General features: G+C 71.4%; 16 protein-coding genes and 2 tRNA genes. 12 read left to right on the top strand and 6 right to left on the bottom strand.

Translation table 11 applies throughout. The annotated features are described in order from the left end of the window. Nucleotides 1–112 precede the first annotated feature (112 nt). The 8 genes from OHA30_RS11180 to OHA30_RS11215 all read left to right on the top strand — a co-directional run bounded on the left by OHA30_RS11180 (nucleotide 113) and on the right by OHA30_RS11215 (nucleotide 5,028). Entirely contained in the window at nucleotides 113–637 is a 525-nt protein-coding gene (locus OHA30_RS11180; protein ID WP_328913669.1) for a DUF6879 family protein, read from the top strand. 17 nt (nucleotides 638–654) lie between these two features. After that, on the top strand, nucleotides 655–1,503 hold the full coding sequence (locus OHA30_RS11185; protein WP_328913670.1) for a helix-turn-helix domain-containing protein: 849 nt from the start codon (nucleotides 655–657) through the stop codon (nucleotides 1,501–1,503). Between the two features lie 107 nt (nucleotides 1,504–1,610). Further along, nucleotides 1,611–1,754 (top strand): hypothetical protein, encoded by a 144-nt coding sequence (locus OHA30_RS11190; RefSeq protein ID WP_328913671.1) that lies wholly within the window; start codon nucleotides 1,611–1,613, stop codon nucleotides 1,752–1,754. Further along, nucleotides 1,754–2,941 carry a methyltransferase domain-containing protein gene (locus OHA30_RS11195; RefSeq protein ID WP_328913672.1) on the top strand — a complete coding sequence of 396 codons (1,188 nt, stop codon included), beginning with the start codon at nucleotides 1,754–1,756 and terminating at the stop codon, nucleotides 2,939–2,941. The genes OHA30_RS11190 and OHA30_RS11195 overlap by 1 nt, the downstream gene beginning before the upstream one ends. A 159-nt stretch (nucleotides 2,942–3,100) precedes the next feature. Then, a complete protein-coding gene (locus OHA30_RS11200; protein ID WP_328913673.1) occupies nucleotides 3,101–3,469 on the top strand; it encodes a hypothetical protein in 369 nt (122 codons plus the stop codon). A 125-nt stretch (nucleotides 3,470–3,594) separates the two neighbouring features. Further along, complete coding sequence (locus tag OHA30_RS11205) at nucleotides 3,595–4,347, top strand: bifunctional DNA primase/polymerase (protein ID WP_328913674.1); 753 nt, start codon at nucleotides 3,595–3,597, stop codon at nucleotides 4,345–4,347. Between the two features lie 56 nt (nucleotides 4,348–4,403). Continuing rightward, nucleotides 4,404–4,477 (top strand) — tRNA-Lys (locus OHA30_RS11210). Nucleotides 4,478–4,599: 122 nt separating this feature from the next. Beyond that, nucleotides 4,600–5,028: an OsmC family peroxiredoxin gene (locus OHA30_RS11215; protein WP_328913675.1), complete on the top strand. Its 429-nt coding sequence runs from the start codon at nucleotides 4,600–4,602 to the stop codon at nucleotides 5,026–5,028. Nucleotides 5,029–5,059: 31 nt separating this feature from the next. Here the strand turns inward: OHA30_RS11215 and OHA30_RS11220 are convergent, their stop codons facing one another. Both OHA30_RS11220 and OHA30_RS11225 read right to left on the bottom strand, forming a co-directional pair. Next, nucleotides 5,060–6,304 carry a M6 family metalloprotease domain-containing protein gene (locus OHA30_RS11220; RefSeq protein WP_328913676.1) on the bottom strand — a complete coding sequence of 415 codons (1,245 nt, stop codon included), beginning with the start codon at nucleotides 6,302–6,304 and terminating at the stop codon, nucleotides 5,060–5,062. 4 nt (nucleotides 6,305–6,308) lie between these two features. Beyond that, nucleotides 6,309–7,646: a M6 family metalloprotease domain-containing protein gene (locus OHA30_RS11225; protein ID WP_328913677.1), complete on the bottom strand. Its 1,338-nt coding sequence runs from the start codon at nucleotides 7,644–7,646 to the stop codon at nucleotides 6,309–6,311. Nucleotides 7,647–7,973: 327 nt separating this feature from the next. Here OHA30_RS11225 and OHA30_RS11230 point away from each other — a divergent pair, with 327 nt between their 5' ends. Next, nucleotides 7,974–9,746, top strand: coding sequence for a putative bifunctional diguanylate cyclase/phosphodiesterase (locus OHA30_RS11230; RefSeq protein WP_328913678.1), 1,773 nt, complete (start codon nucleotides 7,974–7,976; stop codon nucleotides 9,744–9,746). Nucleotides 9,747–9,834: 88 nt separating this feature from the next. Here OHA30_RS11230 and OHA30_RS11235 read toward each other — a convergent pair whose 3' ends face one another. Then, complete coding sequence (locus OHA30_RS11235; protein WP_328913679.1) at nucleotides 9,835–11,580, bottom strand: glycosyl hydrolase family 18 protein; 1,746 nt, start codon at nucleotides 11,578–11,580, stop codon at nucleotides 9,835–9,837. Between the two features lie 271 nt (nucleotides 11,581–11,851). Continuing rightward, entirely contained in the window at nucleotides 11,852–12,994 is a 1,143-nt protein-coding gene (locus tag OHA30_RS11240; RefSeq protein ID WP_328913680.1) for an LLM class flavin-dependent oxidoreductase, read from the bottom strand. A gap of 342 nt (nucleotides 12,995–13,336) precedes the next feature. On the opposite strand from OHA30_RS11240, the gene OHA30_RS11245 reads away from it, so the two are divergent. Together OHA30_RS11245 and OHA30_RS11250 are read left to right on the top strand one after the other, a co-directional pair. Continuing rightward, nucleotides 13,337–14,092: an IclR family transcriptional regulator gene (locus OHA30_RS11245; protein ID WP_328913681.1), complete on the top strand. Its 756-nt coding sequence runs from the start codon at nucleotides 13,337–13,339 to the stop codon at nucleotides 14,090–14,092. 69 nt (nucleotides 14,093–14,161) lie between these two features. Continuing rightward, nucleotides 14,162–14,235, top strand: a tRNA-Lys gene (locus OHA30_RS11250). Nucleotides 14,236–14,357: 122 nt separating this feature from the next. Here the strand turns inward: OHA30_RS11250 and OHA30_RS11255 are convergent. Both OHA30_RS11255 and OHA30_RS11260 read right to left on the bottom strand, forming a co-directional pair. Further along, complete coding sequence (locus OHA30_RS11255; protein ID WP_328913682.1) at nucleotides 14,358–15,155, bottom strand: pentapeptide repeat-containing protein; 798 nt, start codon at nucleotides 15,153–15,155, stop codon at nucleotides 14,358–14,360. Nucleotides 15,156–15,272: 117 nt separating this feature from the next. Continuing rightward, on the bottom strand, nucleotides 15,273–16,679 hold the full coding sequence (locus OHA30_RS11260; protein WP_328913683.1) for a M1 family metallopeptidase: 1,407 nt from the start codon (nucleotides 16,677–16,679) through the stop codon (nucleotides 15,273–15,275). A gap of 192 nt (nucleotides 16,680–16,871) precedes the next feature. On the opposite strand from OHA30_RS11260, the gene OHA30_RS11265 reads away from it, so the two are divergent. Continuing rightward, the gene (locus tag OHA30_RS11265; RefSeq protein WP_328913684.1) at nucleotides 16,872–18,098 is read left to right on the top strand and encodes a PP2C family protein-serine/threonine phosphatase; all 1,227 of its coding nucleotides are present in this window, start codon (nucleotides 16,872–16,874) and stop codon (nucleotides 18,096–18,098) included. Nucleotides 18,099–18,797: the final 699 nt, after the last annotated feature.

Raw genomic sequence — 18,797 nt, forward strand, 5'->3', positions numbered from 1 at the left:
AAGGCGGACGAGCAGACACAGAGCGAAAGCTCGAAGGACGTTCCGATCCCCGACCATGAAGCAGTGATCCGGGTACCGAAGCGAATGATCCCGCTTCTCAGGGAGGCACTTGATGTCGCAGAGCTTGACGGGCTTTGCCGACCTGCTCCGAGCGGCCGAGAGAACAGCCGTCCATCTGGAGATGCGCGACGCCTACAGCGTGGAGAACGAGCGTGAGGGGTTCGCGGCGTGGAAGAAGGGTCACCTTCTCGACCCCGACAACCGTGAATCGTGGTGGCGGCCGTGGCTTGACCTTGTGCGGGAAGTCACGGGCAAGGGTCTGGTGATGCGTCGGGCTCGGATCGTTTCGGAGCCGGTGAGCGAGTACATCCGCTTCGAGCACTCGGGGACGTTCACCAACATCGCCGCGGGCGAACAGATCCGTTGGCTGCCTCGGGGTCAGGCATCGGACCTGGCCCTGCCGGGCAACGACTTCTGGCTGTTCGACGACCGGTTGGTCCAGTTCAACGTCTTTGACGGGGACGGCCGTTGGGTCCGCACCGACCAAACCGAGGATCCGGCGGTCGCCCGGCTCTGCGCCTCCGCGTTCGAGGCGGTGTGGGAGCGGGCTGTCCCCCATGAGAAATACGGCGTCTGACGCAGGCCGACCGGTTCATGTCCTCGTCCCCGCTCTCCAGCGCCCAAGCGGCCCGCGCCTCTGTGGCGGCCCGGTTGCAGGGCATCATGAAGGATGCCGGGCTCAACGGGTACGAACTCGCCGAACGGTGTGGTTGGCACAAGTCGAAGTCCTCGCGGATCGCCCGTGGCAGAACTCCCCCTTCGGACGCCGACATTCGCGCGTGGTGCACGGCCTGCGGTGCCGAGGATCAGATCGCGGATCTCATCGCGGCCTCACGCAACGCCGAGTCCATGTACGTGGAGTGGCGGCAACTCCATCGCGACGGGATGCGCCGCGTTCATGAACAGACGGTTCCCCTCTACCAACGGACCCGGCACTTCCGCGTCTACGCCTCCAACCTCATTCCCGGCATGCTCCAGACGGCCGAGTACGCAACGGGCCTGTTGCGGTCCATCACCGACTTCCAGGGCACCCCGGACGATGTCTCGGACGCCGTACAGGCCCGGCTGAACCGCTCGCGTGTCGTGCGGGAGGGAGACCACCGTTTCGCGTTGCTGCTTGAGGAAGCGGTTCTCTACTACCGCGTCAGCGACAACGCGGCCATGGCCGGCCAACTCGGCCACCTGCTGTCCGTGATGGCCCAGCCGAACGTCTCGCTCGGAGTGATTCCCCTCGGCGCGCGCCGCGAGATCTGGCCGCTCGAAGCGTTCTACGCCTTCGACGACGCTCAGGTGGCGGTGGAGACTCTGACCGCGGAGATCAACGTGACCGCTCCGGGCGAGATCCGTACGTACCTGGCAGCGTTCGGGGGACTGTCGAGGATCGCCGTGCGGGGCTCCGACGCCAGAGCGCGCATCACGAGGGCGATGGACTCGCTCGGGTGAATCCGTGCAACTGTGTGCAACCTTGTGGGAACGCAACTCGTGCTCCTTCTAACGTCGTTGACGCGGGCGCACAGCGGTGTGCGGTCGGCGGTCGGAGGAGATGGCCCATGACGACGCTTCGAACATGCTTCGCCCAGCGCGGCGGGGACGGCGACGGCGACGGCGACACGTTGCCCGGCACGCCCTGGACGCCCAAGGAGCCCAGCCCCGACGGCGGGAGCCCCGAGGGCGACGGGAAGCACCGCAAGTGATGAGCTGCTCCGCCGGAGAAAAGGAGCGGCCCGCTCGTACGGAGCTGGGCCGCTCCCTCCTCAGCAACGGGTTCATGACCCCGGACTGGGCCCCCGCCTTCGCGGCTGTGCCGCGTACCGCGTTCCTGCCCGACCTGATGTGGCCGCACGACGCCACGACCGGCCGGGCGGTAGCGGTCGACAAGGCCGAGGACCCCACCGCCTGGTACCGCTGTGCCGACTCCGACGTCCCGATCGTGACGCAGTGGGACGACGGGCGGCACACCGGAACGGAGCCCGGCGAGAACTTCACCTCGTCGTCGTCCATGCCGAGCGTGGTCTTCTCGATGCTCGCGGACCTCGACGTACGGCCCGGCCGGCGGGTGTTGGAGATCGGCACGGGCACGGGGTGGAACGCCGCCCTGCTGGCCCACCGGGTCGGCGCCGGGAACGTCGTCTCGGTGGAAGTCGACCCGGCCGTGTCCGAGCAGGCGCGGCGGGCCCTGCGGCGCTTCGGCCACGGCGAGGTGCGCGTCGTCACCGGCGACGGCCTGCTCGGCCACCCGCCGGCCGCTCCCTACGACCGGGTCGTGGCCACCTGCGGCTTGCGGTCCGGCCTGTTCGCCTGGGTGCGGCAGACCGCTCCGGGCGGTGTCATCGTCGTCCCGTGGGGCACGTACTACGGCTGGACCGAGGCCACGGCGCGGCTCGTGGTCGCCGAGGACGGCGGGAGCGCGTCCGGGCACTTCACCCGGCCGGTCAACTTCATGCGCATGCGTTCCCAGCGCCTTGTCCGGCCGGAGCACGGCGGTTACGTACCGGCGTGGGGCACGGGCGGCGCGGACCGGTCCACCACGACGGTCACCGAGGCCGAGTTCCTGACCGGCGGCCTCGACGTGGAGGCGTTCGCGGTCGGCCTGCGGGTACCGCACTGCGCGCACACTCCCGACCGCAAGCAGGACGGGAAGCGGCCCGTGTGGTTCTACAGCCTCAATGACAGGTCGTGGGCGGTCGTCGTCTTCCGCGACGGGAGGAGCGAGGCGACCGTCCACCAGTCCGGCCGGCGCCGGCTCTGGGACGAGGTGGAGGCGGCGTTCCGCTGGTGGCAGCAGGCGGGACGTCCCGGCTTCCACCGCTTCGGCCTCACCGTGACGGCGGATCGTCAGGTCCCCTGGCTGGACGACCCGTCCCACACGCTGGACGGGTGACACCGGGCGAGCGCCCCACGACCCGCGGCGCCCCGGGGCCGCCACCGACCGGCGGCCCACCCACCCCGCACGCGCGGGGACCCGGCACGCACCTGCCCCGGAGCGGACTTGCGCGGGCGCGGGACAATGGAAGGCGTTGCCGAAACAGGAGGTGCCCGTATGTCCGAGCCGCAACCGGCTCACCGCCCCCGTGCGGAACGGCCCAAACGGCCGGCCCCGCTGCTGTTCGAGCCGGGCGCGCCCGCCGAGGAGGCCGGCGACCGCTTCTTCGACCTGGAGTCGATGGAGGACCCCCGTGAGCTGCTGGTCCGCGCCACCGAGCTGACGCTCGCCTTCCGCGCGGCGGCCGAGCGCGCCGCGGAGTTCCAGGCCCTGGCCGCCGCCCAGCTCACCGACCCGCGCCGCTTCGACCGGCTCACCTTCGAAAAGCTCGCCGAGCAGGCCGGCTGGACCGAGGACTACGCCCGCAGGATGGTCGAGCACGGGGAGAGCCTGATCAAGTCCGGCGGAGTGTCCCCGGACCGGTGACACCCTGTCACCAAGGTGACACCCTCCGGGTGCGCCGCGCGCAAGATACTCCCCCGCGTACCCTCCCGTCCCGAATTCGGCCGATTCCCCGGGGCCGCCTCCGCCAAGGGCTACATGTAGATGCCATGAACGAATGGCAGCGGAGCGGCCGGCCGACCTCTTCACCGTCGTGGGCGCAGCGGGCCCCACGACCCACGGACATCGTCAGCGAGGACCGGCGCAGGCAGCACACCGCGTACGTCACCCCCGAGGGCGCGGCCTGGCTGGCCTCGGCCAGCGCCTTCCCAAGCAGCGTCGAGGCCCTGTGGTCGGCCCGGCCCACCTCGCCGAGCGTGCTGCCGTGCGGAACGGTCTTCGACGTGGTGAACCTCCCCGCGCTCTTCGGGCGCCGGGTGCTCGAACAGCTGTGGTCGGCCGGCCCCGGCAGCGGCCCGGTCGCGGTGCACCGCGGCCGGGTGCTGCTGCTGGCCGCCCCCGGTACGGCTCAGCGGCTGCCCTCGCTGCTGGGCTGGGAGGAGTGGGGCCGCGCGGTGCCCCCGATGCTGTGCCACGGCGCCGGCGACGCGGTGACCGTACCGGCCCTCTACGCGGGCGCCACCACCCGCGCGAGCCCGTACGGCCCCGGGTACGACGATGCCTACGGCGATACGTACGACGACGTGTACGGCGACGTATACGACGACGGCTGTGCGGACGCGTACGCCGACGACGCCTGCCCGGAGCCCGAGGGCGGACTGTCGCGCTGGGTGGTCGCCCCCGACACCCGCGAACCCTGGCTGCCGGGCCCCGACGTCCTGCTGTGGGCGTGTGTCAGGGCCGCCCGCCCGGCCCCCGGGACGACGGCGTCCGCCCTGGTCAGCACCCCCGGCACGGCCTGAGCGCTATCGATTTCTCACCCGCCGGGACCGGATGCTAAGGTCTACGACGTCAGCAGGCGCCGCTAGCTCAGTTGGTTAGAGCAGCTGACTCTTAATCAGCGGGTCCGGGGTTCGAGTCCCTGGCGGCGCACCTGAAACGAAGGCCCCTCGCGCGAGCGGGGGGCCTTCGGCATGTCCGGGTCCCCCGGCGAGGTAGCGTTCACGAGGCGGCGCGAGCCGCCTGCCCCGTACGTACCCTTGGAGGCTTTCACCATGGCAACCACCCGTACCGCGACGACCCAGTGGAAGGGCCCGCTGATCGGCGGCGCCGGCAGCGTCTCGCTGGACAGCTCGGGCGTCGGCACGTACGAGATCTCCTGGCCCTCCCGGGCCGAGGCCGCGAACGGCAAGACCAGCCCCGAGGAACTGATCGCCGCGGCTCACTCGTCCTGCTACTCGATGGCGCTCTCGCACGGCCTCGCGGGCGCGGGCACCCCGCCGGAGAGCGTGGACACGGTCGCGAACGTCACCTTCCAGCCCGGCGAGGGCATCACCGGCATCGCCCTGTCGGTGAAGGCCCGGGTGCCCGGTCTGACCGCCGAGGCGTTCGAGGCCGCGGCGCAGGACGCCAAGGCCAACTGCCCGGTCAGCAAGGCCCTCGCGGGTGTGAACATCACGCTTGAGGCCGAACTCCTCGCCTGAGCGGGGGTGTCCGGGCCGCCGTGCCCGGACGTCAGCGGCGGGTGACCTGGACTCTCCAGTCACCCGCCGCGTCACGTGCCAGCACCTTGAAGCTCAGCCCCGCGTCGGTGTCGGTGAAGCTCTCCCCCGGGGTGAAGGGCGCGTCGTTCAGGGAGTTGAAGGAGCCGCTGCTGAAGTCGCAGGCGGAGGTGTGCGGATGGGCGTCCACGACGGTCACCGGCCCCTGGCCCGAGTCGACATCGGTACGCACCCGGTAGGCGAGTATCCCCTGGCGGCAGGCGTCCCGGTCGTTGCCCAGCGCCTCGCGCAGTTCGAGCACATACGCCCGGGTGGTCCCGTACGGGATGATCACCGCCTTGTGGCCGCCGCCCGCCTCGACCGGGTGCAGGGTGTACGTGTGCTCGCCGCGGTTGGTGTCGCAGTCGATCTGGCTGTCCTTGATCCAGCCCAGCCGCCACTTGTGCCAGGCCAGCATGTCCCCCTGGAGTCCCCAGTCCAGCGACATGGTGTCCCACTGCCCGGCCAGGGCGTCGGTGTGCTGGAAGTCGTCGGCGGAGTAGAGGTCGGGCAGGCCGAAGTCGTGGCCGTTCTCGTGGCTGAGTACCCGTGAACCCGACTGGTCGTGGCCGTATATGAGGGAGACCTTGTTGAGGTGGGCGCCGTCGTCGGTGGTGGCGGCCGAGGCGCCGGTCCAGGTGACGGAGAGCACGGCCTCGTCGGCCGGCGGGCCCGCGTTGGGGGTGACGAGAATGTTGACCAGGTCGTAGCCGCTGAAGTCGATGTCGTGGTCGGCGACCTTGAGCAGATCGCGCATCATCTCGGTGTGCGCGTCCCAGCCGTAGCCGCGGCCGATGCCATAGGCGCTGAACGGCCGCGGCATGCGTATGTAGCGCAGCACGGGCGTGGACTCGTAGTCGAGCCTGCCGTAGGAGGCGCGGGTGTACCAGCGCTGGACGGCCGGGAAGAACTCGGCGTACCGCTCACGGGCGCTGTAGGGGGCGTGGGCGTCGGGGAAGTCGATGAGGAGGGTCAGCGCGCGGACCTTGCCGGTCGAGGGCGCGAACTCGCTGTCGGGGCCGCGGCTGCGCTGGTCGGGGAAGCCCTCGGACATCGCCACCCCGGGTACGGCCCGCAGCGCGCAGGGGCGGGCGGCGGGCGGCGGGGAGGCGTGCAGCGTGGCGGAGCGCAGGCCGGCGGAGACCGTGGAGCCGACGGCGAGCAGCCCGACGGCGGTCAGGCCCGCGATCCGCAGCATGGTCCGGCCGAACACCGCCATGCCGTCATCCCCGCAGGTCGGAGTCGTCGGCGGAGTGCGGGACACGTTCGGTGACGCGGACCGTCCAGGTGCCGTCGGACGGGTGGCGCAGGACGGTGACCTCGGTGGAGCCGTCGGGTACGGCGTAGGACTCGCCGACGCCCAGCGGCGCGTCGGCCAGCGGCGGGTAGACGGAGGTGGCGGGGCACGCGGAGTGCCGGGGGTGGCCGTCGATCACGTCGACCGGGCCGTCGCCCGAGTCCCGGTCGGAGCGCACGGTGTAGAGCAGCACGCCCTGGCGGCAGGCGGTGCGGTCGTTGCCGGTCTCACCTCGGGCCTCGACGGCCAGCACGGAGTCCACGCCGGTACGGACGACCAGCAGTTTGGTGCCGCCGCGGGTCTCGTCCGGGCTCAGGTCGTAGTACGTGGTGCCGGTACGGGTGACGCAGCCGACCTGGTCCTGGTCCAGCCAGCCGAGTTTCCACTTGTGCCAGGCGAACGGGTCGGGCGCCAGTCCGAACTGGCTGCCCATCAGGTCCCAGTCGCCGACGTGGGTGTCCCAGTCCGCGTCGCTGCCGGGCGGCGGGCGGAAGTACAGGTCGGGCAGGTCGAAGATGTGGCCGGTCTCGTGGGCCAGCACATTGCGGTCCGGCGGGTGGTGCTCGAAGACGGTGACCATCCTGCTGAGCGAGGTGCCGTCGACGTGCAGCGGCGTGGCCAGGTTGACGACCTTGGTGGCGTCGGAGTCCACGCCGGGAGCGTCGGGGTCGGCGACGAGATAGACCACGTCGTAGCCGCGGAAGTCCACCACGGGGTCGGTGACCCGGATCGCGTCGCGCAGATAGGCGGCCCGGTGGGCGGCTCCCCAGTCGCGGCTGATCGCGTAGTCCGTGGCCGGGTGCGGCATCCGCAGCCAGTGGCTCAGCGGATGGACGTGCAGCCGGAACTTCCCGTACGAGGCCCGCTGGTAGAAGCGGCTGGTGGCCGGGAAGTGGTCGGCGGCGACCTCGCTCGTGGACAGGTCGGGCGCGGAGCCGGGGAAGGAGAGGAAGACCATCAGCGCCTGGACGTCGCCCTCGGGGCGGGCGTAGCCGCTCTCCCAGCTGTCCAGGCCCTCGGAGTGGTGGGCCTCGGTGCGCGGCAGCAGACAGGCGTCGCCGACGGCGGCGCCGGCGGCCGGGCCGGTCATCAGCGTCCAGGCGACGAGGGCGGCGAAGCCGGCCAGCGCGGCGGCCGCGGCGCGCAGCACCCGGCGCGGCGTACGAGGGCCGCGCGGGTCTCGGGCGGCGGGCGCGCCGTCCGACACGCCGCCGCCGGGCACGCCGGCGGGAGGTTCGCCGTCCGACGTGTTGTCCGGTCCCATGGCTGACCGCCGCACTTGGACCTCCGGGGAGGGTTCGTGAGCCCGTTCGGGACACCTCCACCACATTGCTATGGATTGTGACGATATGCGGAGTTCGGATGCGCCGTGCGGGTGTCGGCGGCGGACGGCCGTTCCCGTACACCGCCGCACACCAAAGTCGTGACGCTGTGTGATGTCGTACGGATGGCGATCACTTGGTCGACTCAAACGCTCGGAAACGCTCATTTCGTCAGCACGCGTGCCGAGAATCACCACGACGGCGCTGGATCACCAACTCCGCCAGCCCATATGATCGCCACCGACACGAGCGCTAACAGGGAGCAGGCCATGGGCGGACCCTCGGGCGGCCCCGGCGTCGAGCCCGACAGCACGGCACAAGTCATCACGCAGAGTCATACGTCACCCCCCGGACCACGCGACCCCGAGCTGCGCGACTACCGCGCGGCCTTCGCGATCGCCCGTGCCGCGATGGCCCTGCTCGGTCCGGACGGTTCCGTGCTCGCCGCGAACGGCGCGCTGGGCACGCTGCTCGGCACTTCACCCGAACGGATGATGGCGAGTGCTGCCGCCGAACTGCTCGGGCTGTCCGCCGACCCGCCGGCCCGCGCCGCCTTCCACGACGTCCTGGCCGGCCGCAGCCCCCGGCTGCGCTGCGTCCGCCAGCTGACCCGCCCGGACGGCGAGGGGCTGCGGGCCGAGATCACCGTCTCCCGCACCGACACCCGCTCACTGCTGCTGACGGTCGAGGACGTGGGGGAACGCGACGGGCTGCGCGAGCAGTTGCGGCATCTGCGGATGCACGACCCGGTGACCCGGCTGCCCAACCGGGCGCTGTTCTTCGAACGGCTCAACGAGGCGTGCGACAGCGCCCCCGGGCAGGGCAGCGGCCGGATCGGGCTGTGCTATCTGGACCTCGACGGTTTCAAGGCGGTCAACGACACCCTCGGCCACCGGGTCGGCGACGGGCTGCTGACCGCGGTGGCCCGGCGGCTCCAGGTCTGCGCGGAGCCGGGCGGCCATCTCGTCGCCCGGCTCGGCGGCGACGAGTTCGCGCTGCTGCTGCGGGACTCCACCGGCACCGGGCAGGCGACCGCGCTGGCCGGGGCCGTACTGGACGCGCTCCAGCCGCCGTTCGACGTCGCCGGGCACCGGCTCGCGGTCTCGGCGAGCATCGGCGTCGTCGAGCGGGAGGCCGCGGGCACCTCGGCGACGGGGCTGATGCAGGCCGCCGACACCACGCTGTACTGGGCGAAGGCCGACGGCAAGGCCCGCTGGACGCTCTTCGACCCCGAGCGCAACGAGCACCGGATGACCCGTCAGGCGCTGTCCCGTACGCTGCGGCAGGCCGTCGAGCGCGGCGAGTTCGTGCTCGACTACCAGCCGCTGGTGGCGCTGGACACCGGTGAGCTGCGCGGGGTGGAGGCCCTGGTCCGCTGGGAGCACCCGCACTTCGGGCGGCTGGCGCCCAACCGTTTCATCGGGCTCGCGGAGGAGGACGGCTCGATCGTCCAGCTGGGCCGCTGGGTGCTGGGCGAGTCCTGCCGGCAGGCCCGCGCCTGGCAGCGGCAGAACCCCGGCGATCCGCTGGTGGTCAGTGTGAATGTCGCCGTACGGCAGATGTGGGACTCCGACCTGGTCGCCGACGTGGCGACGATCCTGCGCGAGACGGAACTGCCGGCCCGGCTGCTGCAACTGGAGCTGACCGAGTCCTCGATCATGGGCTCGGCGGGACGGCCGCTCCAGGCGCTCCAGGAACTGCACGAGATGGGCGTGCGGATCGCCATCGACGACTTCGGGACCGGGTACTCCAACCTCGCGTACATGAGCCGGCTGCCGGTGTCCGCGCTCAAGTTGGACGGGTCCTTCGTCCAGGGCTTCCGTTCGGCGGAGCACCCCAATCCGGCCGACGAGACGATCGTCGAGGCGCTGGTGGACCTCGCGCACCGGCTGGGTCTGACGGTGACCGCGGAGTGCGTGGAGAACGCGGAGCAGGCGGAGCGGCTGCGGCGGATCGGCTGCGACACCGGGCAGGGGTGGCACTACTCACGTCCCGTGGGGGCGGCCGCCATCACCGCGCGGCTCACCGCCCGCCCCGCCTGAGGCGCCTCGATCGCCGGCGGGTCTTCGTGTACGCCTCGATCGCCGGCGGGGCTGAGAATCCAGCCCCGCCGGCGATCGAGGCGAAGAGCTAGCAGGCGCCGAGGTCCTGCCAGACTCCCCATTCACCGGTCGTACCGGGCTCCTCGTTGGTCGTCCACCACTTCGCGTTCCACTTGTGGCCCTTCCAGGACACCTGGTTGCCGCCGACGTAGATCGCGGAGGCGGACCAGGACGGCAGGGTGCAGGCGCCGCCCGGAGGCGTGGTGGGCGGGGTGGTCGGCGGCGTCGTGGGAGGCGTCGTCGGCGGCTTCGTCGTGGGAGGCGTGGTCGGCGGAGTCGTGGGCGGCGTGGTCGGCGGGTTGGTCGGCGTCGAGCAGCCGGTGGCCGAACCGTTCGTCGCGTTGACGATCTTGTTGAAGAGCGTCGCGGCCGGGTCCAGGTCGAGCAGCGAGTACATCATCGAACCCGCGAGCCCGTTGCAGTGCGCGTAGTCGGCCTTGGCCTGGATGCCCTGGCTGCCCAGGCCGGTCCAGAACTCATTGCCGTTGTAGAAGTAGTTGGACTGGCTGGCCGCGTCGTAGAACGTGGTCGACGCGTTGTCGACGATGCCGGTCAGTTCCTTGTAGTACGCGGTGCCCGCGACCTGGCTGATGCCGCGCGCCTGGGCCGGGCCGGTGGCCGGCTGGTACAGACCGTGGTTGCTGCCCGCCGACACACCCGTCCACCCGCGGTAGTACATCGGGTAGCCCATGGTGATCTTGTTGGCCGGGAAGCCGCCGGGGATGCCGTAGGCGGGATCGCCCTTGGTCCACGCCTTGATGGCGTTGTCCGTGCTGTACTTCTCGGTTCCGGGCGCGATCGGGTTCGACGGGTCCGCCGCCGACTGGTACGTCGGGTCCTGGTTGTTCGTCGGACCGGTGGCGTCCCAGGCACCGTGCATGTCGTACGTCATGATGTTCGCGTAGTCGAGGTACTGGCCGAGCTTGTCGGTCTCGACCTGCGCGATCTTGTCCTGACCGGCCGGCAGCGCCGCGGTCAGCAGCATCTTCTTGCCGCCGTTGGCGGCGCCGTACGCGTCCAGCTCGGTGCGGAACTCGGCGGCCAGCTTGGTGAAGTTGACCTTGTCGTCCGCGCTGTAGTGGTTGCCGGTGTGCCCGTTGGGCGAGCCGGGGTACTCCCAGTCGAGGTCGAAGCCGTCGAAGATGCCGGCGCCGGTGCCCGTGCCGCCGTAACCGCCCTGGACCGGCAGGTTGCCCTTGATGAACATGTCGATGCAGGAGCTGACCAGCTTCTTGCGGCTGGCGTCGGTCTTGGCGGCGTCGGAGAAGTACTTGGAGTACGTCCAGCCGCCGATCGACGCGACGATCTTCAGCTTGGGGTACTTCGCCTTGAGCTTCTTGAGCTGGTTGAAGTTGCCGACGATCGGCTGGTTCCAGGTGTCGCCGACACCGTCCACGCTGATGTCCGCGCCGAAGGACTTCTGGTAGTCCGCGAAGGAGTCACCAGCGCCGTCACCGGCGTTGGGGTTGGACTCGTTGGTGGAGTCGGACGCCTTGGTCGCCTCGAAACACGTCAGGTTCGTCGGGTCGATGTTCTCGAACGAGTAGTTGAGAATGTCGAGCTTGCCCGCGATGCCCTCCGTGTCGAGGTTCTTGGGGTAGAAGGCGTTGCCGTAGATGCTCCACTGGTCGTAGTAGGCGATCTTCACCCCGCCACTGGTCGCGGCGGCGGCAGCGGCAGCGGCGGGCTTGCTGTCCGCCTGGGCGGTGCCGACTCCGCCGACCAGCGCGGTGAACACGCCGAGGCCGACGGCGGCGCTGGTGGCGGCGGCCACGAACGCTCTTTTTCTGGACTGCAACAGAACCTCCGGGGGGAGTGGGAGGAACAACAGGGGGCGTGAGCATCGTCACCTCTGGTCAAGAGCACGTCAATGGTCTGAACCAGACTTAGGACTAGACCAATTCGGCCATCACGCGGCGGCCGCTCCCGTTCCGCGCCGACGACAAAGCCGCTCGTCAGCGGGGTGACGAGCGGCTTTAATCCTGGGTTAAGGCTGAGCCGCCGGGCGGTCCCGTTGCGAACCGCCCGGCGTAAAAATTCGGCGTTCAACCGCCGTCGGCGGCCGTGGTGATGTCCTTCGGGAAGCCGTAGGCGTCCGCGATCAGTTCGTACGAGCGCAGCCGGGCCGCGGGGGTGTGCGCGTTGGCGGTGATCACCAACTCGTCGGCCCCGGTGCGGCCGACCAGCGCGTCCAGTCCGGCCGTCACGGTCCGCGGGTCGCCGTGGATGATGTTCACCAGCCAGGAGTCGACGAACTCCCGCTCCACCGGGCTGAATTCATAGGCCGCGGCCTCCTCGGGGGTCGGTACGAGACCGGGCCGGCCGGTGCGCAGCCTGAGCATGCTCAGCGCGCCGCTGAGCACCTGACGGCGGGCCTGCTCGGGGTCCTCGGCGGCCAGCGCGGACACCCCGATGGAGGCGTAGGGGCGCTCCAGGATCTCCGAGGGGCGGAACGACTCGCGGTAAAGGGCCAGCGCGGGCACGGTGTTGGCGGCCGAGAAGTGGTGCGCGAAGGAGAAGGGCAGGCCGAGCGTCCCGGCCAGCCGGGCGCTGAACCCGGAGGAGCCCAGCAGCCAGATGCTCGGCCGGGCGGTGGACTGCACCCCGCCGGGCGAAGTCCCCTGGATCGGGCCGGGGATGGCGTGGATACGGGCGTACGGGTGGCCGCCGGGGAAGTCGTCGTCCAGGAACCGGGTCAGCTCGGCGAGCTGCTGCGGGAAGTCGTCGGCCCCTTCGCGCAGGGTGTCGGTCCGGCGCAGCGCCGCGGCGGTCGCGCCGTCGGTGCCGGGCGCGCGCCCGAGGCCGAGGTCGATCCGTCCGGGGGCCAGCGCCTCCAGGGTGCCGAACTGCTCGGCGATCACCAGCGGCGCGTGGTTGGGCAGCATCACCCCGCCGGAGCCGAGCCGCAGGGTGGAGGTGTACGCGGCGAGGTGGGCGAGGATCACCGCGGGCGAGGAGCTGGCGACGCCGGGCATCGAGTGGTGCTCGGCCACCCACATCCGGTGGAAGCCGCGGGTCTCGGCGACCTTGGCGATCTCCACGCTGGTGCGCAGCGCGTCGGTGGCGGTCAGACCGCTGCCGACGGTGGCGAGGTCGAGTACGGACAGCGGTACCGGGGCGGTGCCGCGGACCGTGCCGTGGATACCGTGCCCCGCGCTGCCGCCGCTGCCTTGTCGTACGTCTCCCACGGCGGGCGCCTCCTTGATCGTTTCGCTGGCCCGAGCACGGGCGCCTGGCCCGCGACGGCGGCAACCGGAGCCCACGTCCGGTTATTCCCGGCGGACATTCCGCCCGCGGGGAGCGCAAAACCGGCCAGCGGCAAAAAGGCCAATGCCCAGGGCATATGCCACAGTGGCCCCTTCCTGCGTATACGCCTGCGGGGCCCGGAATACCTGGCCAACCGCCCCTCCGGAAAAGGCCATTGGGGCTATCGTGGAGTCCGGTCCGGCTGCCGGGTCAGGCCCTTGCCCCTGATCCCCGACCAGCAGCGGAACCGGGCACGCAGACGGTCTTACCTCCAGGGGGCCACCGTGGCGCTGGAACACCGACAGCTCGGACCGGTGTACGCGGTCCAGTACGCCCTGCGCGTGCTCGAAACCGTCGACACACACCGGCACGGCGTCACCGCCGAGCAGCTCGCCCGGGAAATAGACGTGCCGCTGAGCTATCTCACCCAGCTGCTGTCCATGCTGCGGCGTGAGCGCTATCTCGGTTTCCTGCCCGGCGGCGGATATGTGATCGGCGAGTCGATGGTGGTGCTCGGCACCGCCAACCGCGATCTCGCGCTCGCCGAGAAGCTCAAGACGATCCTGGTCGAGCTGCGCGACGAGGTCGGCGCCGCGGTCTACTTCAGCCGGTACGACGACGGCGAGGTGCGGATCATCGACTTCGCCGACGGCCCCGGCACCCCCAAGGTCAACGAGTGGGTGGACTTCCGCTCGGCCGCCCACGCCAGCGCGGTCGGCAAGTGCCTGCTCTCCCAGCTCGACCACAACGGCCGCCTCGAACACCTCTCGCGCCACCGCCCGGCCCGGCTGACCTCCCGTACCGAGGTCGACGACCGGGTGCTGCTCACCAAGCTGGAGCGGCAGCCGGCCAGCGTGCCCACGCTGGATCTCCAGGAGTACGCGGTCGGCACGGTCTGCGCGGCGATCCCGGTCACCATCGGCAAGACCGTCGCCTGCCTCGCGCTGTCCATGCCGTACGCCCAGGCGCACCGGCTGCGCCCGGCCGTGGACACCCTGCACGAGCGGGCCGCGCCGGTGCTGCTGACCATGTCCCTCTGAGCGGACCGTCCGAACGCGCGCGCGTTTGGGGCACCCCTGAGCATGGGGTACGATTTTCCATGTCAGCAGGCGCCGCTAGCTCAGTTGGTTAGAGCAGCTGACTCTTAATCAGCGGGTCCGGGGTTCGAGTCCCTGGCGGCGCACCTGAAACGAAGGCCCCTCGCGCGAGCGGGGGGCCTTCGGCGTGTCCGGGGCCCGGGCTTTTCACCCGCCCGGCGGCCGGACTCGGCTCGGTTCGGTTCGGTTCGGTGGAAGCCCCGGGCGCTCAGCCCCAGTGGGCCGGGCGCCGCAGGACCGGTGGGATCTTCGTACGGGCGTCGCCGCGGGCCGCGTTCACCTGGGCCTGGGTGAGGAAGACGCTGCCGGTCAGATCCGCGCCCCGCAGATCGGTGTCGCGCAGGTCCGCGCCGATCAGGTCGGCGAACCGCAGATCGGCGTCCCGGAGGTCCGCGCCGATCAGACAAGCGCCGCGCAGATCGCTCCCCCGCAGATCGGCGCCCTTGAGCCGGGCCCCGATCAGATCGGCGCCCCGGCGGCTCCTCGGCTTTCCGGGTGCCTGGGCCCGTACGAGCGCGCCGATCCGCAGCAGCAGCCCGTTGACGGCGGCCCGCTCGGCGGCGACGTCCAGGGCCTGGAGGCCGGTGGCGTCCAGGCCGGTCAGCGTCTCGACCCGCTCGGTCGCGCGTGCGATCTCCGGCCGCAGCCCGGCGGCGGCCGGCAGGGCGCGGGCCTCGGTGAGGTACCAGAGCAGTTCGTGCAGCTGCCGCAGCACGGGCAGCGCGGCGAACATCGACCGCCCGCCGTCGTCGGCCGTCCGCCAGTCCCGGCCACCGAAGGTCACCCGGGAGAGCTTCTGTCCGGCGCCGAAGCAGTCGTAGACCGTGCAGCCGGGGTAGCCGCGGTCGCGCAGGGCGTCGTGGATGCCGCAGCGGTGGTCGCCGTCGAGGTGCGCGCAGGGGTCGCCGGCCTTCTTGTCGGCGGCGAAGTCCGCGGACCTGGTGAAGGTCAGGGCCACACAGCACAGCCCGAAGCAGTTGCCGCAGTCGGCCCGCAGCTCGGCCACATCCACGTCCGTACCCCCGTCGCTCCCCACGGGCGGGCCGAGATGCGGCCCGCCCGCGGTCCATCGTGCCGTATCGCCGGGGTGCTCCTCGACCAGGCCACCGGCGGGGGCAGGCGCCTACGCGCCCGGGAAGGAGGCGGGCTTGGCGGCGGTGTAGAGCCAGGTGCGGAAGAACGTGCCCAGGTCCCGCCCGGACAGCCGCTCGGCCAGCTGCCGGAACTCGGCGGTGGTGCCGTTGCCGTACCGGTGCTGAGCGGGCCACGCCTTGAGCAGCGTGCGGAAGGCGTGGTCGCCGATGGTGTCGCGCAGCGCCTGGATGGCGACGGCGCCCCGGTCGTAGACGGCGTCGTCGAACTGGTTCTCCGGTCCGGGGTCGCCGGGCTTCACCGTCCAGAACGGGTCGTCGGCGGGGTGTGCGTCGTAGATCTGCCGGGCGAGCTGCTGCGGGGTGCCCAGGTGCTCGTGCTCGGACCACAGCAGTTCGGCGTAGGAGGCGAAGCCCTCGTTGAGCCAGATGTCGGACCAGCGCTCCAGCGACACGTCGTCGCCCCACCACTGGTGGGCCAGCTCGTGCGCGACGACATCGGTGTTGACCTTGGTGGCGAAGAAGGCCGGGCTGTAGAAGACCCGGGTCTGCGCTTCGAGGGAGAAGTGCGAGGTCACATCGGGGACGTAGCCGCCGGCCGCGTCGAAGGGGTAGGGGCCGAACCAGCCGCTGAGGAAGTCCACGATCTCGCCGGTGCGCCCCACACTGGCCCGCGCGTTGGCCGCAGTGGCGGCGTCGAGGTCCGTGCTGTAGGCGTTGACGACCGGTACGCCCGTACGGGTGGTGCCGTGGGTGATGTCGAAGTGGCCGACCGCGAGGGTGGCCAGATAGGTGGCCTGCGGCTCGGACTCCCGCCAGTGGTAGCCGGTCCAGCCGTCCTTGGTGCGCTGCGAGATCAGCAGGCCGTTGCTGATCGCCTGCTCACCGCTGGGGACGCGGATCCGCACGTCGTAGGTCGCCTTGTCCGCCGGGTGGTCGTTGCTGGGGAACCACCACCAGGCCGACTCGGGTTCGTTGGCGGCGACCGCGCCGTCCGCGGTGCGCTGCCAGGACGTGAAGCCGTAGCGCTCGACGGTCGAGGGCACACCGGAATAGGTGACGGCGACGGTGATCCGCCGGCCCGCGGCGATCGGGCGGTCGGGGGTGACGACCAGCTCCTGCTCACCGCTGCTGGCGAAGCGCGCGGGCCGGCCGTCGACGGTCACCCGGCTGACGTCCAGCGCGAAGTCCAGGTCGAAGGAGGTCAGGCCCTGGGTGGCGGTCGCGGTGACGGTGGTGGTGCCGGACAGCGTGTCGGTGGCCGGCTGGTAGGTCAGGTCGAGGTCGTAGTGGGAGACGTCGTAGCCGCCGTTCCCGTAGGTGGGGTAGTACGGGTCGCCGATACCGGGCGCGCCCGGTCCCGAGCCGGCCGCGGACGCCGGGATCGCCAGCAGCAGTCCGAGGGCGGTGACGGTGGACGCGATCACTCGCTTGCGCACAGGGGTCCTCCAGCGCGATGGCAACAAGTGGCAGGTACACGCCGACCATAAAAGTCACGCCCGCCCCAGACACCCCAACTCCCCCTCCTGTCGCGCAAACTTCACCCTGCGCAACACTCTGGCCGGAAAGTACCGGCCGAATGAGCCCGGTGAGCGGGTGACGCGACAGGAAAGGACGGATAAGTTCCTTATGTGAAGAGTGTTTGGTTCACCAGGACCATTCAGCGGGTGGAGAGCGAATACCTCTCCCGCCTGGGTATCTCGCTGCCGCTGGCCGCTCTCGCCGCGGTGATCGCCGCGGACCTGATCGCGGGCCCCGGACACTACCTCGCGCCCGGCGTCGTCATGGTGCCCGCCTTCGCCTCCCTGACCGTGAACTGGCAGCGCACGATCATCATGAGTCTGCTCGGCGCGGCCACCCAGGCGGCGCTGTCCCCGTACGACGGGGTCACCGACATCCTCAACAACAACGTGCTGCTCGGGCAGCTGATCTCCTATCTGGCGGTCAGCGCGTTCAGCATCTACGTCGCCTGGAGACGGGAGACCGACACCAAGGCGTACACCGCGATCTCCTCGGTGGCCGAGGCGGCGCAGCACGCCCTGATGCACCCGCCGGCCCCGCGGGTCGGCGGCATCATGCTCGCGGTCCGCTATGTCTCGGCCGCCGACGCGGCGCAGATCGGCGGGGATCTCTACGCCGTGCTGGATACCCCGCACGGCGTAAGGGCCCTGATCGGCGATGTGCGCGGCAAGGGGCTGCCCGCCGTGCAGACCTCGGCGGTGGTGCTCGGCGCGTTCCGCGAGGCCGCGTACGACGAGGGCGGTCTCGACCGGGTGGCCGCGCGGGTGGACAAGAGCGTGAGCCGCCATGTGTCGACGGGCGAGTTCATCACCGCGATGTTCGCGCAGTTCGACCGGCCGGACAGCGTGGAGCTGCTGCACTACGGCCATGTGGCGCCGCTGCGGGTCACGCTCGACGGCACGGTGGACACGCTGGAGCCGGCCGAGCCGTGGGTGCCGCTCGGGCTGTCCGACCTGGTGACCGGCAGCCCCAGGCCCTGGCGGGTACGGCTGCTGCCGGGCGAGGTGCTGGTGCTGTGCACGGACGGGGTGATCGAGGCGCGCAGCCCGGTGGACAGTACGTTCTATCCGCTGATCGATCGGGTGGGGCCGCTGGTCGCGGGGTCCGGGCCGAATCTGGACGCGGCGGTCGAGCGGGTCTACGCGGATCTGCTGCGGCACGCGGGCGGGGTGCTCGCGGACGACGTGGTCCTCCTGCTGCTCGCGCCGGTCCCGCACCCCCAGTCCCGGCCGGCGGACCCCGCCGAGGGGGCCTCCGGCCCGGACCGGAACGTCGGCGGCGTGGGCGGCGGCGGAGGCGTCAGCGGCGCCAGCGCCTGGCCCGTCCACAACCACTGACGCCTCGCCGGCGGGGCCACTAAACGCCCCCACCCCAGCCCACCAACGGGCAACGCGAGCCCCGCGAGGGCGCGGCCATACGGGCGGCCGGGCGGCCGGGCGGCCGGACCAGCATCCACAGGTCGAGCGCAGACGCCGCAGCCCCACCCAGACCCGCCGCAACGGCGGGACGCGAAACGAACCGACCCGGCGGTGCCCAACCGGCCCCGACCCGCCGACAGGCAACGCGAGCCCCGCGAAGGGGCCGGGCGGGCGCAGCCAGGCGCAGGCGGGCCCACAGGCGCCGCGACGCCGTACGCAAAACCGCCGCAACGGCGAGACGCGGGAGGGACCGGCCCGGCGGTGCCGAACCCGCCCCCAACCCGCCAACAGGCAACCCGAAACCCGCCCGTGTTGGCGGGCCCGGAGGGACGCGGAGGACGGTGTGGCCCCGGCCCGGTCCGCCGGTGGACCGCCGCCGTCTCCGGCCGGGCGGCCGGACCAGCATCCACAGGTCGAGCGCAGACGCCGCAGCCCCACCCACCAAGCCCGCCGCGGCGGCGGGACGCGGGACGAACCGGACCGGCGGTGCCGAACCCGCCCCCAACCCGCCGACAGGCAACGCGAGCCCCGCGAAGGGGCCGGGCGGGCGCAGCCAGGCGCAGGCGGGCCCACAGGCGCCGCGACGCCGTACGCAAACCCGCCGCAACGGCGAAACCC

Origin of the sequence: Streptomyces sp. NBC_00223 (genome assembly GCF_036199905.1) — a bacterium.
Taxonomy (GTDB): Bacteria; Actinomycetota; Actinomycetes; order Streptomycetales; family Streptomycetaceae; genus Actinacidiphila.

Excerpts from the sequence above, each read along its gene's own strand:
- OHA30_RS11200 (WP_328913673.1), top strand. The coding sequence starts at position 3,101 with ATGTCCGAGCCGCAACCGGCTCACCGCCCCCGTGCGGAACGGCCCAAA.
- OHA30_RS11220 (WP_328913676.1), bottom strand. The coding sequence starts at position 6,304 with ATGGCGGTGTTCGGCCGGACCATGCTGCGGATCGCGGGCCTGACCGCC.
- OHA30_RS11225 (WP_328913677.1), bottom strand. The coding sequence starts at position 7,646 with ATGGGACCGGACAACACGTCGGACGGCGAACCTCCCGCCGGCGTGCCC.
- OHA30_RS11195 (WP_328913672.1), top strand. The coding sequence starts at position 1,754 with ATGAGCTGCTCCGCCGGAGAAAAGGAGCGGCCCGCTCGTACGGAGCTG.
- OHA30_RS11190 (WP_328913671.1), top strand. The coding sequence starts at position 1,611 with ATGACGACGCTTCGAACATGCTTCGCCCAGCGCGGCGGGGACGGCGAC.
- OHA30_RS11205 (WP_328913674.1), top strand. The coding sequence starts at position 3,595 with ATGAACGAATGGCAGCGGAGCGGCCGGCCGACCTCTTCACCGTCGTGG.
- OHA30_RS11215 (WP_328913675.1), top strand. The coding sequence starts at position 4,600 with ATGGCAACCACCCGTACCGCGACGACCCAGTGGAAGGGCCCGCTGATC.
- OHA30_RS11185 (WP_328913670.1), top strand. The coding sequence starts at position 655 with ATGTCCTCGTCCCCGCTCTCCAGCGCCCAAGCGGCCCGCGCCTCTGTG.
- OHA30_RS11230 (WP_328913678.1), top strand. The coding sequence starts at position 7,974 with ATGGGCGGACCCTCGGGCGGCCCCGGCGTCGAGCCCGACAGCACGGCA.
- OHA30_RS11180 (WP_328913669.1), top strand. The coding sequence starts at position 113 with ATGTCGCAGAGCTTGACGGGCTTTGCCGACCTGCTCCGAGCGGCCGAG.